The 14212-nt window shown below is 60.8% G+C and carries 14 protein-coding genes; 5 read left to right on the top strand and 9 right to left on the bottom strand.

Annotated features, from left to right (window positions below; genetic code table 11):
* Positions 1-148 precede the first annotated feature (148 nt).
* Positions 149-826: an FKBP-type peptidyl-prolyl cis-trans isomerase gene (locus EJ576_RS01675; protein WP_122729822.1), complete on the top strand. Its 678-nt coding sequence runs from the start codon at positions 149-151 to the stop codon at positions 824-826.
* Positions 827-880: 54 nt separating this feature from the next.
* On the opposite strand, the gene rsd is transcribed toward EJ576_RS01675, so the two are convergent.
* The 7 genes from rsd to EJ576_RS01640 form a co-directional block, all read right to left on the bottom strand.
* Positions 881-1339 carry a sigma D regulator gene (gene rsd, locus EJ576_RS01670; protein ID WP_126569467.1) on the bottom strand — a complete coding sequence of 153 codons (459 nt, stop codon included), beginning with the start codon at positions 1337-1339 and terminating at the stop codon, positions 881-883.
* Between the two features lie 209 nt (positions 1340-1548).
* Complete coding sequence (locus EJ576_RS01665; RefSeq protein WP_122729826.1) at positions 1549-2070, bottom strand: disulfide bond formation protein B; 522 nt, start codon at positions 2068-2070, stop codon at positions 1549-1551.
* A 236-nt stretch (positions 2071-2306) separates the two neighbouring features.
* Complete coding sequence (locus EJ576_RS01660) at positions 2307-3548, bottom strand: heme biosynthesis protein HemY (protein ID WP_122729828.1); 1242 nt, start codon at positions 3546-3548, stop codon at positions 2307-2309.
* Positions 3549-3553: 5 nt separating this feature from the next.
* Positions 3554-4666, bottom strand: coding sequence for a uroporphyrinogen-III C-methyltransferase (locus tag EJ576_RS01655; protein ID WP_123474808.1), 1113 nt, complete (start codon positions 4664-4666; stop codon positions 3554-3556).
* An 18-nt stretch (positions 4667-4684) separates the two neighbouring features.
* Complete coding sequence (locus EJ576_RS01650; protein WP_126569466.1) at positions 4685-5443, bottom strand: uroporphyrinogen-III synthase; 759 nt, start codon at positions 5441-5443, stop codon at positions 4685-4687.
* Entirely contained in the window at positions 5440-6381 is a 942-nt protein-coding gene (gene hemC / locus EJ576_RS01645; RefSeq protein ID WP_028618437.1) for a hydroxymethylbilane synthase, read from the bottom strand. Before hemC ends, EJ576_RS01650 begins: the two co-directional genes overlap by 4 nt.
* Before the next feature lie 138 nt (positions 6382-6519).
* Complete coding sequence (locus tag EJ576_RS01640; RefSeq protein ID WP_028618438.1) at positions 6520-7266, bottom strand: LytTR family DNA-binding domain-containing protein; 747 nt, start codon at positions 7264-7266, stop codon at positions 6520-6522.
* A gap of 505 nt (positions 7267-7771) precedes the next feature.
* Here EJ576_RS01640 and argH point away from each other — a divergent pair.
* Positions 7772-9166, top strand: coding sequence for an argininosuccinate lyase (argH, locus tag EJ576_RS01635; RefSeq protein ID WP_028618439.1), 1395 nt, complete (start codon positions 7772-7774; stop codon positions 9164-9166).
* Positions 9167-9259: 93 nt separating this feature from the next.
* Here argH and EJ576_RS01630 read toward each other — a convergent pair whose 3' ends face one another.
* Positions 9260-9919 carry a glutathione S-transferase family protein gene (locus EJ576_RS01630; protein ID WP_126569465.1) on the bottom strand — a complete coding sequence of 220 codons (660 nt, stop codon included), beginning with the start codon at positions 9917-9919 and terminating at the stop codon, positions 9260-9262.
* A 126-nt stretch (positions 9920-10045) separates the two neighbouring features.
* On the opposite strand from EJ576_RS01630, the gene EJ576_RS01625 reads away from it, so the two are divergent.
* The 3 genes from EJ576_RS01625 (at position 10046) to EJ576_RS01615 (ending at position 13689) form a co-directional block, all read left to right on the top strand.
* Positions 10046-10330, top strand: a complete 285-nt coding sequence (locus tag EJ576_RS01625; RefSeq protein ID WP_126569464.1) for a hypothetical protein — start codon at positions 10046-10048, stop codon at positions 10328-10330.
* Between the two features lie 96 nt (positions 10331-10426).
* A complete protein-coding gene (locus EJ576_RS01620) occupies positions 10427-10681 on the top strand; it encodes a TIGR02647 family protein (protein WP_010207442.1) in 255 nt (84 codons plus the stop codon).
* A gap of 167 nt (positions 10682-10848) precedes the next feature.
* A complete protein-coding gene (locus EJ576_RS01615; protein WP_126569463.1) occupies positions 10849-13689 on the top strand; it encodes a class I adenylate cyclase in 2841 nt (946 codons plus the stop codon).
* Here EJ576_RS01615 and rnk read toward each other — a convergent pair.
* The gene (gene rnk / locus EJ576_RS01610; RefSeq protein ID WP_122687029.1) at positions 13686-14099 is read right to left on the bottom strand and encodes a nucleoside diphosphate kinase regulator; all 414 of its coding nucleotides are present in this window, start codon (positions 14097-14099) and stop codon (positions 13686-13688) included. The two genes, EJ576_RS01615 and rnk, sit on opposite strands and share 4 nt — an antisense overlap.
* Positions 14100-14212 lie beyond the last annotated feature (113 nt).

The raw sequence follows: 14212 nt of genomic DNA, 5'->3' as shown, positions 1-14212 counted from the left end.
TGCTCTTACCGCCGCTAGGGCATGTTGACAGTATCGTTTGCCTTGCGTTGCACCGCGCGAAAATTCTTATCGATATAACGAAAACACGCGGCACTTTTTACCCGTTCACACTGGCATAATCCGTCGCACTTTCGGCGGGAGCATACCCATGTCGCGTTACCTTTTTCTTGTGCTTGGTCTAGCAATATCAGTGACCAATGCGAGCGAGCAATCGCCGGCAAAAACCACTGAACAAAACCAACACGACCTCGCCTACAGCCTGGGCGCGAGCCTTGGTGAACGCTTGCGCCAGGAGGTTCCGGACCTGCAGCTACAAGCGTTGATCGACGGCCTCAAGCAAGCGTATCAAGGCAAGCCGTTGGCATTGGACAACGCACGCATCGAGCAGATTCTTGCCCAGCACGAAGCACAGAACGAAGCCGATGCGCAGGCACCGCAAAGCGAAAAAGCGCTCGCGGCCGAACAACAATTCCTGAGCAAGGAAAAAGCCGTAAAAGGCGTGCGCGAATTGGCGGATGGAATCCTGCTTACCGAACTCACTCCCGGCACTGGCGAGAAGCCAACGGCCAGCGATCAAGTCCAAGTGAAGTACGTGGGACGATTGCCCGATGGGACGGTGTTCGACCAAAGCACGCAACCCCAGTGGTTCCGTCTGGACAGCGTGATCAGCGGCTGGAGCAGTGCACTGCAGCAAATGCCAGTGGGCGCGAAATGGCGCCTGGTGATCCCGTCAGCCCAGGCCTATGGTGCCGACGGTGCCGGCGAATTGATCCCGCCCTATACCCCTTTGGTGTTCGAGATCGAGTTGCTCGGAACCCGACACTGAGGCCATAAAAAACGGTGCGTCATGCGCACCGTTTTTTTGTATCGCGATCGAGCTTCAAGCCTGAGTAGCAGACTCTTCCTTGTGAGCGTTATGCAGCACTTCGATCAAGCAATCTTCCAGCTCGAATCGCTCATGCAGCAGCGCACCCAATTCTTTGAATTTTGCTGCAACACAGTTTCCGGCATCACACAGGTCGGTGAAGGCCAGCAGCTTCTCGGTGATGACATCGATGCGTGGGTAAATGGTCTCAGCCAAATCCAGGCCACGCTGATCGTCAAAGGCTTCCGCCTCCTTGGTCAGTTGTCCGTAGACGCCGAAATGGCCGGCTGACACATAGTCCACCAACACGCCGCAGAAATCCTGCAGCGGTTCACGGTTCTGCGCCAGTGCCTCGGGTTTGGCGCCGAGCGCATCAAAGGCCCGAACCAGTTCGTGACGTGCCTTCAGCCAGCTGTCGATCAGCTTGTGCACCCCACCCCAGCGTTCCTGAGCATTCTGACAACTTTCCAGCATGATGATCTCTCTTCCCTATAGGGGCGCTGCCGCCTGGTGCCCGCGCAACACTTCAAGGATAAAGCAGCAACCGGACAAGGCCGCATCTGACAAACGGTTTCAATGACACGTGCGGGCCAGATTATGCCCGCATGACTGTGGCTTCAAGGTACGCAGGACAGAAAGTTCATACAAGTGTTTAATCCCGTCCTACGAACCGCAACTGACCTTCAGCGTCTCACCGGACGCAAATGATGGCTTAAAAGCAGCCGTGAAAACTGCATGCCCCCCAGGATCAACATCCCGACGAAGAACAACAAGCTCCATTCCGGCACACTCAAGTCAAACAGCGTCCAGTTGATCTCCACGCAGTCAACAGTGCCTTTGACCGTCAATTGCAGGGCCTGCGAAAACGACAGGTTTTCGATCATGTAGTGCAGGCTAGGCCAGCAATCAGCCGCCTGACCCGGTGCGGCGTTTTGTAGCAATACCTGGCGTGTGGCGGTAATGGCGCCGAGCAACGCGAAGGCCATGCCCGCCAGCCCATACACGCAGCCCACGGAACGCTGGGGGTTATGGATCACGGCGACCAGATTGATCAATGTGAAAGCCGCCAGGAACCCTCTTTGCAGCTGGCACAGGAAGCAAGGGCGCAAGGAGGCGCCGAACTCGAGGTAAAAGGACGCGCCCAATGTCAGCGCACCTGCCAGGAACGCAAGGAAAAACAAGGAGCGTGAAGGGGCCAAAGACATGCTTTATCCGCATCGCGAAAGATAGGTCGCTACGGTAGAGGAAAGGCCTGACCCCTTTCAATACGTGCCAGAGCAGACGATTCCGCGAGACGGTAAGGACTTACCGCCAGAAGATGGAAGACGTTGGGCTATTGAGCGTCGGACGCTGCCCACAAACGCTCTACAGCCCGTCTTTTCGACGTAATGAGGGGGTGGCTGCCAGACATATCCGAGCCAACCATCAACCATCGCCTACATCAAGCGCGGACCGGAACAGGCAGCGGTGACGCCAGCAAACGGTTATCCAGCAACCCCAGCCCCTCTTGGAACAGCTGGTTGCTGCGCTCCGTATCACCCAGTTGCGCCAACAATCGCGCCAACTCGGCACAGGCCTCGGGATTGCGCTGCACCTGAAGGCTACTTTCCAGATAATCCCGCGCTTTGCCCCACAGGCTGTTTTGCAAGCACAGACGGCCAAGCGTCAGCAGCAGGCTGGCATCACCTGGGTGATCCTTGAGCCAACCTTCGGCAAACTTCAATTGCTTGGCGGGGTCACTGCCACGCAGCAAGCCGTAGAGCCGAATCAGATGGCTGTCGTAGCCGCGCTTTATCGCTCCACGCAGCGCTTCTTCGGCCTTGGCATCGGCGCCCAACTGGCGCAGTTGCTCGGCATAAGCCAGGACCAATTGCGGCTCCTGGCGCTGGGCTGAAGTGAGTTGCTGCCAGGCCCGCTCGAGGGATTGCAAGCCGGCCTCGCCCTGCTCTTCACGCTGGGCTGCGAGGCTCAGGTTCTCGCCCCACGCGCGACGCTCAAGCTCGGCCAGCTCGCTGGCGGGCAGCACTTTATCCTTGCGCAGTTCCGGCAGCAGGCGGATCACCGACGACCAATCGCCCCGCTGCTGATGCAAACGCTGCAATTGACGCAGGACTTGGGCGTTGTGGGGATGACGTTCGTGCATGGCCTGCAAGGTGGTCAGTGCGCCGTCAGTATCACCGCGGTCCAGTTGCAGTTGTGCATGGCTCAGGGCAACCGCGAGCTCGGCCTGGGGCTGACGCTCCAAGGCGCGCTCCAGCAGACCGTCGGACTCTTCGTAACGCCCCTGCTCATTGGCGGCACGGGCTGCGCCGAGGTAGTAGAGCAGTGGCTGACGTTCGGCTTCGGCTGCACGATGCAAGTGGCGCTCGGCACTGGCCCAGCGACCTTCGGCGAGGTCCATCTGGCCCTGCTCGATGGCGATCTGCACGCGACGGCTGCGGTTACGCCGCGACCACGGGTTGACCACCCCACCGGAGGTGGTGACCAGGCTCAGCAGCACACGGACCAGGTAGATCGCCAGGCCGATGGCAAACACCGCTACCAGGGTCGCCCACAAGCTCGACTCGTAATGCAGCACATGAGGGTAGGTAATCAGCACGTAGCCGGTGTGTTTCGAAATGCCCACGGCCAGTGCCAGCGCGATTGCAATCGCCAGCACCAGAATCACATAGAAACGTTTCATCGGCTCTACTCCTGCTTCGCCGGCGTGGCCGCCGCCTTGGCTTCGTCGGCAGACAGATGACGACGTTCAAGGTACGCCTGCACGGCAGCAAGGCTCGCGGCCAGGTCCGGCGTCACCACCGATACCGCCTTGGGCTCAAGCTCGGCGATACGCGCCAGCATCGCCTTGCTCTGCGGGTTGTCTTGGTTGAAGTTGTCCTGCAACACGCTGCGCGCCTCGCCCAATGAGCGGCTATAGACCGCCGACTCACCATTGAGCGCTGCCCATTGCGCCTGCTCCAGCGCCAGGCTCAGGGCCAGGCGCACCTGGTTCAAACCTTGGCCGGCCAGCAGCGGACGGATGTTGTCATCCGGGTTGAAGTCGATGCGGAAGTAACGGGAAATCTGCTCCCACCATTGGCTCCAGCGGCTTTCCGTATCGGTGGTTGGACGCCCCTGGGAAGCAGGTTCGGTCAACTGATATTCAGGAGCGATAGCTGCCAGTTGCACCACTTGATCACGCAAGGCCGCCAATTGCAGGTACAACCCGGTGCGGTCCGGCTGCTCGGTGCTGCGCAAAGCGGCAAGGCTCTTGGCCAACTGCTCACGCGCGGCGTAGGCGCCTGGATCGCTTTGCTCGCGAAGAATCTCGTCAGCACCCTGGACCAACGCCTGGGCGCTGTTGATATCTTGAAGGGCAGAAAGGCGCAGGCTCGCCAGGCGGATCAAGTGTTCCGCCTCAGCCAGGCGCCAGTCCTTGCGGCTGGATCCCAGCACAGTTTCCAGGCGTTGGCTCAGGCGCTGCTGATCACCCTGCAATTGGGCCACCAGGCGACGGCGCTCCTCCAGCTCATCCGCAGCCGGCAACTGCGCCAGTCGCGCTGCCAGTTGTTGCTGGCTTTGCTTGAGGGACTGGGATTGGTCATCGAGGGTCTGCACCTGGCCCAGTTGCTGCTGGCTACTGGCTTGCAGGGCGCGGACCTGCCAGATTCCCCAACCGCCAGCGGCCACACCGGCAACGCCGAGCAACAGGGCGACGATTGCCAGGCCATTGCCACGGCGCGGCGCGGAGACCGGTGACTCAACCGGCGCATCAAGTGCGGGTTGGGTTTCATCTTTAGGCAAGGCTGTTTCGCTCACGTATCCGTCCTTTGCGTTTCAGAGAGTGGGAACGGGATAACTCCGTATCGCCACTAACAAAGCCGCGGCACTCGCGCCGCGACAATCCACAACTTTTTCTGCGCCAGCGGCCCGCGCCATCTCCAGGACTCGCGGGCTTGGCACGAACAACGGCAGCTGTGCCACCTGGGGCCAATGGGCTCCAGCCAGGGTTTGCAGGTGTAAAAAACCCTGCCCACTGCTGACCACCAGGCCGTTCAAGCGTTCCAACTGGATGCGTTGCATCAGTGCCCCGGCGTCGTAGGCCGGCAGGAAACGGCGATACAACTCCAGATAGTCGACACTAGCACCTTGTTCACGCAAACGCTCCGCCAGCAGTTCCCGACCGCCCTCGCCGCGCAGGATCAACACCTGGGCACCCGGGCGGGCGATAGCCTCGCGTAACGCGGGCAATTGAAGCAAAGCCTCGCTGTCGTCGCCAGTAGGCGGATACTTAACACTGAGGCCATGCTCGGCCAGCACCTGCGCGGTAGCCGCGCCGACACTGAACCACGTCAGCTGTGGCCATGCGCGATCCAACTGCACCACGGCAAGGCGCGCCGCCGGCTTACTGACGACGATCACCGCACAGTAACGCCCCAGGTCATGGAAGACGGATTGCTGTTCAGGTGTGACGGGGAGCGGCTCAATATCCAGCAAAGGCAGGCTGCTGCTGAAAATGCCAGCTTCGGACAACGAGGCCGCCAGGGCCATCGACTCCTCGGCAGGCCGCGTCAGCAACACGCGCCATTCGGTCACTGCGGACCGGCCTCGCCGTAGACCTTCTGCAGGATGGCACCAGCGCCTTTGTCCAGCAGTTCCTCGGCTACCTGGATACCCAAGGCCGTGGCTTCACGCTGCGGGCCGCGCACCTCGGCGGTCAGGAGCGTGCCGCCGTCCGGATCGCCCACCAGGCCACGCAACCAAAGATTTTCACCTTCAAGCACGGCGTAGCAGGCGATCGGCACCTGGCAGCCACCGTTGAGGTGCTTGTTCAGGGCACGCTCGGCCGTGACGCGGACTTCGGTGTCATGGTGATCCAGGGGTTCGAGCAGGGCGTGGATTTCACTGTCGGCGGTGCGACATTCGATACCAACGGCGCCCTGTCCGCCTGCAGGCAGGCTGTCCTCGACACTGATGGCCGAGGTGATGCGGTCTTCGAAGCCCAGGCGAATCAAGCCGGCCGCGGCGAGGATGATCGCGTCATATTCACCGGCGTCCAGCTTGGCCAGTCGGGTGTTGACGTTGCCACGCAGGAAGCGGATCTGCAGGTCTGGGCGACGGGTCAGCAGCTGTGCCTGACGACGTAGGCTCGACGTGCCGACGATGCTACCCAGAGGCAACTCATCCAGGGACGCGTAGGTGTTGGAAACAAAAGCATCACGCGGGTCTTCGCGCTCGCAGATGCAAAACAGGCCCAGGCCTTCGGGGAAGTCCATGGGCACGTCTTTCATCGAATGCACGGCGATGTCGGCTTCGTTTTCCAGCAGCGCGGTTTCCAGTTCCTTGACGAACAAACCCTTGCCGCCGATCTTCGACAGTGGCGAGTCGAGCAGCTTGTCACCGCGACTGACCATGGGCACCAGGGACACCTTGAGACCAGGGTGGGCCTGTTCCAGGCGTGCTTTGACGTATTCGGCCTGCCACAAGGCCAGGGCGCTTTTACGGGTGGCGATGCGGATTTCGCGAGAGGACATGGATCAATCCGTACTGAATAGATACGGCAGATAATAACAGCTCAGGCAAATACGCTTTGATTTGAATCAGCAAGTGCGGGGCCTCCCTGGCCGCGTCGCACCGGGATATGAATTGCAGGCCTCGCCACAGCCCTCCGGCTAAAGCTGCTGCATCATCTTGCGCACACCCGCCACATGCCGTCGGCTGACGATCAGTGCGTCGCCATTCAGGCCTTTCAGGAATAGCTGAAAGTGCCCCAGCGGCGTGCGTTGCAGGCGTTCGATGCGCTCGCGGGCCACCAGCGCATTGCGGTGGATACGCACGAAGCGGTCGCCGAATTCATCCTCAAGCGCCTTGAGCGGTTCATCGAGCAGCACTTCGCCGCCCTGATGGCGCAAGGTCACATACTTGTGATCGGCGATAAAATAGACCACCTCGCCCAAGGGGATCAGCTCGATACCTTTGCGGGTGCGTGCGCTGATATGGCTGCGCGGCCCGTTACCACTCTGGGCTGCTGGCTGAGTCAGGGCGGCGAGTTGCACACGCGTTGGGCGTTCGGCTTTTTTCAGGGCCTTGAGCAATGCTTCGCCAGCCACCGGTTTGGTGAGGAAGCTGACACCGCTGGCCTCCAGCGTCTCCGCGGAAAACTCATCGCCTGCTGCGCAAAACACCACGGCGGGTGGCGACTCTCGCTCGCTCAGTCGGGCGGCAACTTGCAGGCCATCGAGGCCTGGCATACGGATATCGAGCAACACCACATCCGGCTTGAGGCTGTCGATCAGCGTCAACGCCTCTTCGCCCGTGGTGGCGCTCGGTTCGAGTACTGCGTAACCCTCGAGATCACTGACCAAACGGCTCAGTCGCTCGCGGGCTTGGGGTTCGTCATCAACGATCAGGACATTCATATTGCGCTGGATTCCTGCGTGAGTCTCGCACAAGGATAGCGTAGACAGGTGCGGTGACTTGCGTCACAGCGATCCACGCTAAGACTAGCGCGAGCGGCAAAAAGTGCCCTGAGAGTGGCACCCATATTTACCCGGACCTGTTCAATAGCGCCCAAGACCTGCTGCCTTCGGGCATCGTCGTAGGGTTTGCTGATACACAATCCGAATACCCCCCTTTTTAAATGGATAGTCTGGGCTCTGACCGCATCACCCGACTTTGGTGCATTCACACACTATCAGTCCAACTGTAGACGCTCACTGAGACGACATTGCTCAATCGTCAAATATCGTTTCAATAAACCCCTGTACCCAGTCTCGTCCTGGACGCGTTCGGCGGCAAGGCACTTAGCCATCCTTTGCACAAATAAAAATGCCGACGACCCGCAGCACCGCGTCCACGGGCAACCCTGTTATTATCGCCGGCACACTTCCATGCCTCTTTATTAAGCAGATCACGAGCGAATCCATGAGCACCGACAAGACCAACCAGTCCTGGGGCGGCCGCTTCAGTGAACCCGTCGACGCCTTCGTCGCCCGCTTCACCGCCTCCGTCACCTTCGACCAGCGCCTGTACCGCCACGACATCATGGGCTCCATCGCCCACGCGACGATGCTGGCCAAGGTCGGCGTGCTGACCGACGCCGAGCGCGACAGCATCATCGACGGCCTGACCACCATCCGTGGCGAGATCGAGGCCGGCACCTTCGACTGGCGCGTCGACCTGGAAGACGTGCACATGAACATCGAGGCCCGCCTCACCGACCGCATCGGTGTGACCGGCAAGAAGCTGCACACCGGTCGCAGCCGTAACGACCAGGTGGCCACCGATATCCGCCTGTGGCTGCGTGATGAAATCGACCTGATCCTGTCCGAAATCACCCGCCTGCAAAAAGGTTTGCTGGAACAGGCCGAGCGTGAGTCGGACACCATCATGCCGGGCTTCACTCACCTGCAGACCGCGCAACCGGTGACGTTCGGCCACCACCTGCTGGCCTGGTTCGAAATGCTCAGCCGCGACTACGAGCGTCTGGTGGATTGCCGCAAGCGTGCCAACCGCATGCCATTGGGCAGCGCCGCGCTGGCCGGCACCACCTACCCGATCGACCGCGAATACACCGCGCAATTGCTGGGCTTCGACGCCGTAGGCGGCAACTCCCTGGATGGCGTGTCGGACCGTGACTTCGCTATCGAATTCTGCGCCGCCGCCAGCATCGCCATGATGCACCTGTCACGTTTCTCCGAAGAGCTGGTGCTGTGGACCAGCGCGCAATTCCAGTTCATCGACCTGCCGGACCGTTTCTGCACCGGCAGCTCGATCATGCCGCAAAAGAAAAACCCCGACGTCCCCGAACTGGTGCGGGGCAAGAGCGGCCGCGTGTTCGGCGCCTTGATGGGCCTGCTGACCCTGATGAAAGGCCAGCCGCTGGCCTACAACAAGGACAACCAGGAAGACAAAGAGCCGTTGTTCGACGCTGCCGACACCCTGCGCGACTCCTTGCGCGCGTTTGCCGACATGATCCCGGCGATCAAGCCTAAGCACGCGATCATGCGTGAAGCGGCGTTGCGCGGGTTCTCCACCGCGACCGACCTGGCGGACTACCTGGTACGCCGTGGCCTGCCGTTCCGCGATTGCCACGAAATCGTTGGCCACGCAGTTAAATATGGCGTCGACACCGGCAAGGACCTGGCGGAAATGAGCCTGGAAGAACTGCGTCAGTTCAGCGACCAGATCGAGCAGGACGTGTTTGCCGTGCTGACCCTGGAAGGCTCGGTAAATGCCCGTAATCACATCGGCGGTACTGCACCGGCGCAGGTGAAAGCAGCTGTGTTGCGCGGCCAGGAATTGCTCGCCAGCCGCTAAAAGCATCGCAGGCAAGCCAGCTCCCACAGGAAATCGCATTCCAATGTGGGAGCCGGGCTTGCCCGCGATAGCGTTCTGCCAGACGCCAAAAATCTATTTCTTGGCCGCGATCATCGCCATAAACGCCGGCATCGCCGCCTCTCTGTCCGCCGCCACTTTCTGAGCGTTGGGCATGGCGTGCAACCTTTCCAGCAACGCCTTGGCCGCCGGCATTTCAGCCAGCAGATCCAGGCCAAACAGCTTCTCGCCCACCGCGCAGGCGAGGTTCACGCTGTACATGAAATACAGATCGGCAATGGTGAAACTCTCCCCCGCCACATAGGGTGCGAACTTGCCGTGCCTGCCCAACGACCCGAAACCCAACAGCAACTCGGCCTTGGACTTCTCCTTGATTGCCTCCGGTACCGGCATGCCAAAAAACGCCTCGGCAAAACACGCACGGGCAGGCAACTCGATGTACAGCTCGATTTCTCGGCACAGCGCCAGCACCAGTGCACGCTGGAACGGCTCGGCCGGGAGCAGCGCCGGCCCTTCCTGGGTGTGTTCGATGTATTCGAGGATCACGCTGGTTTCGTTGATAAAACCCTGTTTCACGCCCAGCACCGGCACCTTGCCCCGCGGGCTCACGGCCAGGGCTTCGGGGGTTTGACCAGCGTAAAAAGGCACCTCTTCGAAAGGCAGCCCTTTCTCCAGCAGCGCCAGCTTGACCATGTTGTAGTAGTTACTGACCGAGAATCCGTAGAGCTTGAGCATTGCAGGTGCCTCCAGGCCGGGAATGGGGTTGGCTGCAAGTGTTATAGATCCCGACGCCAGCCCTGACCAGAAGCATCACCGGCCTGAATGGAGTTAGACTGGCGCCCTTTCCTTGAGGAGCCTGCCATGAGCGAGCCGACCGATATCGACAACGACGAAGAAGAATTCGCCGAAACCACCCTGACCGAAGCGATCGAGAACCAGATCGAGAGCGAAAACCCACCGGCCGCCAAGGCCACGTTCAACAAGCTGACCCTGGTGGGCTACGAGCGTGAAGATATCCTGCAACTGATGGCTCACGTGCTGGCTATCGAGATCGACGCGCTGCTGGAAGAGGACCGCGCCTTCAATACCGAATGGTATGAAACTGCACTGCGCGCGCTGCCGGAATTGCCGCCCGAAAAGCAATAAATCCAACACGCGGCAACACACTGGACAGTTCGGCAAAGTGCGTTCACCTTATGGCCTGCTAGCCTCTAATAAATTCTTAGAAAGTCTGGAGTCCTTATGTCGTATACCCCTGAGTTGGTTGCCGAACTGGAAATCCTTGTACTCTTCCCCCTGGACAGCACCAAAGAAGGTCTGAAAGTCCACCAGACCGCCGCGCCGACTGCCATCGCCGCTGCCAAACGCCTCCACGCGAAAGGGCTTATCGACCAGCCGGACGGGGGCTACCTGACCAGCCTTGGCCGGGACGCCGCAGAGCAGGCCCAGACCCTGCTGACTATCTTGACCACTGCCACGACCAAAGAAGCCGCCTGATATCTGATACGCCCATGGAGTCCGCCTCCTGCGGATTCCGAGGGCGTTGCTGTGGAAGTGCAAAAATTCTGACGTCAAAAACCATTTCCCTCTAAACCTCCTACGCTACTGGCTGTAAACTCCTACACGGCCGCCCACGTCGGGCCCTGCGAGCCACCGAGTTCGACATGACCCGCACCCATGAAATCCGCCCCGACCTGGACGAAGGCATCGACCGCAAGGTGCTGGCCCAGTTGCGCGCGCGGTTCATGGCCCTCAATGAAGGCCGCATGGCCCGGGCCATCGAGGGGCTGACGCCGCGCCAGCAAAGCGTGCTGAACCTATTGCCGCTGTTTTTCCACGTCAACCATCCGTTGCTGCCGGGTTATGTGTCGGGCAGTACGCCAGCAGGCCTGTCGAATTACGAACCGGAAGCCCAAGCCCTCACCGAAGCCCAGCGCCTGACCCGTTCGTTCTCCTACAAACCGCGCCACGGCAACCCGCCGCGACCGATCCATGGCCTGTTCCTGATGGGCAGCCTGGGCACCCTGGCCCAGGCCGACCAGAGCGATATGGACGTGTGGGTGTGTCACGCCCCGGACCTGAGCGAAACTGAGCTGGCCGAACTGCGCAAAAAGTGCCAGTTGCTGGAAGCCTGGGCCCTGACCATGGGCGCCGAGGCGCACTTCTTCCTGATCGAGCCGACACGCTTTGTGCTCGGAGAGCGCGACACGCAACTGAGCTCCGACGACTGCGGCACCACCCAGCATTACCTGTTGCTGGATGAGTTCTACCGCACCGCCATCTGGCTGGCCGGACGCACACCGATCTGGTGGCTGGTGCCGGTGTATGAAGAAACCCGTTATGCCGAGTTCACCCACACGCTGATTTCCAAGCGTTTTATCCGCGCCGACGAAACCCTCGACCTGGGTCACCTGGCGCGCATTCCCCCAGGCGAATTCATTGGTGCCGGGCTGTGGCAACTGTTCAAAGGCATCGAGTCACCCTACAAATCCGTGCTCAAGCTGCTGCTGACCGAGGTCTACGCCAGCGAACACCCGAACGTGCACTGCCTGAGCCTGCGCTTCAAGCGAGCGGTGTTCGCCAACCAGATGGATCTGGATGAGCTGGACCCGTACATCGTGGTGTACCGCCGTATCGAGGAATACCTCAAGGCCCGCAACGAGCCCGAGCGCCTGGAACTGGTGCGGCGCGCGCTGTACCTGAAGGTCAACCGCAAGCTCAGCGCGGGCCAGCGCACCACCAGTTGGCAACGCCTGCTGCTGGAGCGCCTGGCCCATGAATGGGGCTGGGACCAGCGCCAATTGGCGTTGCTCGACAGCCGCAGTCAATGGAAGGTGCGCCAGGTTGCCTCCGAGCGGCGGGCGCTGGTCAGCGAGCTCAATTACAGTTACCGCTTCCTGACCCAATTCGCCCGCACCGAACAAACGGTCAGCCTGATCAACAAGCGCGACCTCAATGTGCTGGGTCGGCGCCTGTACGCCGCCTTTGAACGCAAGGCCGGCAAGGTCGAGTTCATCAACCCCGGCATTGCCCCGGACTTGGCCGAAGACACCCTGACCCTGGTGCAATCGCCCAACCGCAAGGAGCCGGGCCAGCACCACTGGGGCCTTTACAACGGTAACCTCACGGCGCTGGAATGGGAGCATTTTGCGCCGATCAAGCGCAGCCGCGACCTGCTGGAAATGCTCACTTGGTGCCATCGCAACGGCGTGATCGACAGCAGCACCCGCCTGGCCTTGCACCCCGGCACCAGCGACATGACCGAATTCGAGCTGTTCAACCTGCTGGGCAGCCTGCAACAAACCATCGCCCTGCCCCTGGCCAGCGTGGATGAAGAGCGCCTGCTGCGCTCGGCCGTGCCGGAGGAAGTGTTGTTGCTGATCAACGTCGGCGTCGACCCGCTCAAGCATCACCGCGACCTGAATATCCTGATGACCACCGAGCGCACCGACTCCCTGAGCTATGCCGGTGTACGGGACAACCTGGTGCTGACCCTGGACCAGGTCACGCTCAACAGCTGGAACGAGGTGATGGTCAGCCGCTTTGACGGCCCGCACGCGCTGCTCGACTGCCTGCGCGACTACCTCAACCAGTTGCCGTCGGACCATCTGCCACGCCTGCGGGTGCGTTGTTTCTGTCACAACCGTGCGCAGTTCATTGCCCAGCGCGTGGAAGAAATCTTCGACACCGCGCAGAACCTGCTGCTCGGCCAGGGCAATCACCGCTATTTGCTTCAGGTGCAGCAGCACTATCACGTCATGGAGTTGATGCCGGGCCAGGCCACCCATGTATCCCTGCCGACCCAGGATGCGCTGATCGCCTACCTCAGCGAAGAATTAGCCAACTACAGCCCGTTGCACCTGGACGCCATGGCCCTGGAAGACCACGACCTGGCGTTGCTGCTGCCGATGGGGATGGCCGATTGCGTGCAGGTGTTCTACCGGGTCAACGAAGGCTTCGCCGAGCTGTATGTGCTGGATGAATTCAACGCGCTCTGGCAACAGCGCCTGCCGTTTCACGATGAACAGAGCCTGTTGGCGCCGTTGCAGCGTTTCTTGCAGTCGATCATTTATCGCCGGGACGCGCTGTCGCCGCTGGACCCGCAAGAGCCGCTGGGCGCGGTACAGGTCTTGTATTACCAGCTATTGCCATCTGGCAACGGCCGCGCGCGCGGCATCGAACCTCGACCTGCGCCGCTGAACCCGGCGAACAAACCGTTTTACGACGTGCAGGCGATTATCGGCAAGGCCGCCCCAGGCCAGGTGGGCATTACCTTGTACTGCAATCAGCGAGAGTTTTCCGAACTGGAATTTGGCGACCAACTCTTTGCAGTGGTCGCCCAGGAAATCGTCGGGCAACGCCGGGAGATCGAGCGTTACCGCTGCTACATCACCGACCTGGACCTGTCCGGCCTGCTCGGCGATGTGCAAAGCCCGAGCAACCTGTACCTGCGTTACAAGGCCGAGCTGGAGCTGTCGCTCAACGTGGCGCTGAGTCAGATTTAGAGAGGGAAGGCGCCGCCGTCTTTAGGTTGTCCTTCAACATTGAGCAGTTCCAGCTTGAGGGTCTTGCCGCCCGGTGCCGGCCAATCGATGTGCTGACCAACCTGCAAACCGAGCAACGCGCTGCCCACGGGAGCCAGGATCGAGATCTTGCCCTCATCGGCATTGGCGTGTTTCGGGTAGACCAGGGTCAGGTGGTAGTCCTTGCCGCTGCCTTGCTCACGGCAATGCACGCTGGAGTTCATGGTCACGACACCCGCAGGCACTTCATCGTGGCCAACCACGTCTTCGGCGCGGTCGAGTTCGGCTTGCAACGCTTCGACGCCGGGAGATTCGTCGCCCAAGCGGTCGATCAGTTGCTCCAGACGCTGCACGTCAAGGCGGGTGAGGATGATGGACGGTGCGGTGGTCATGATTCAGGCAGACTCCTTTTTTCTGCACAAAAAAGCAAAACCCCGCCAGGAAAAGGCGGGGTTCTCACGGGCCTCGATGAGTTGAGGCGTACCCGGACACTACCACAGCGTCA

The organism is Pseudomonas sp. C 49-2 (genome assembly GCF_003970195.1).
Classification (GTDB): domain Bacteria; phylum Pseudomonadota; class Gammaproteobacteria; order Pseudomonadales; family Pseudomonadaceae; genus Aquipseudomonas; species Aquipseudomonas canadensis.
The sequence above is the reverse complement of the archived record's forward strand: the minus strand, read 5'-3'. Positions and strand labels throughout refer to the sequence as shown.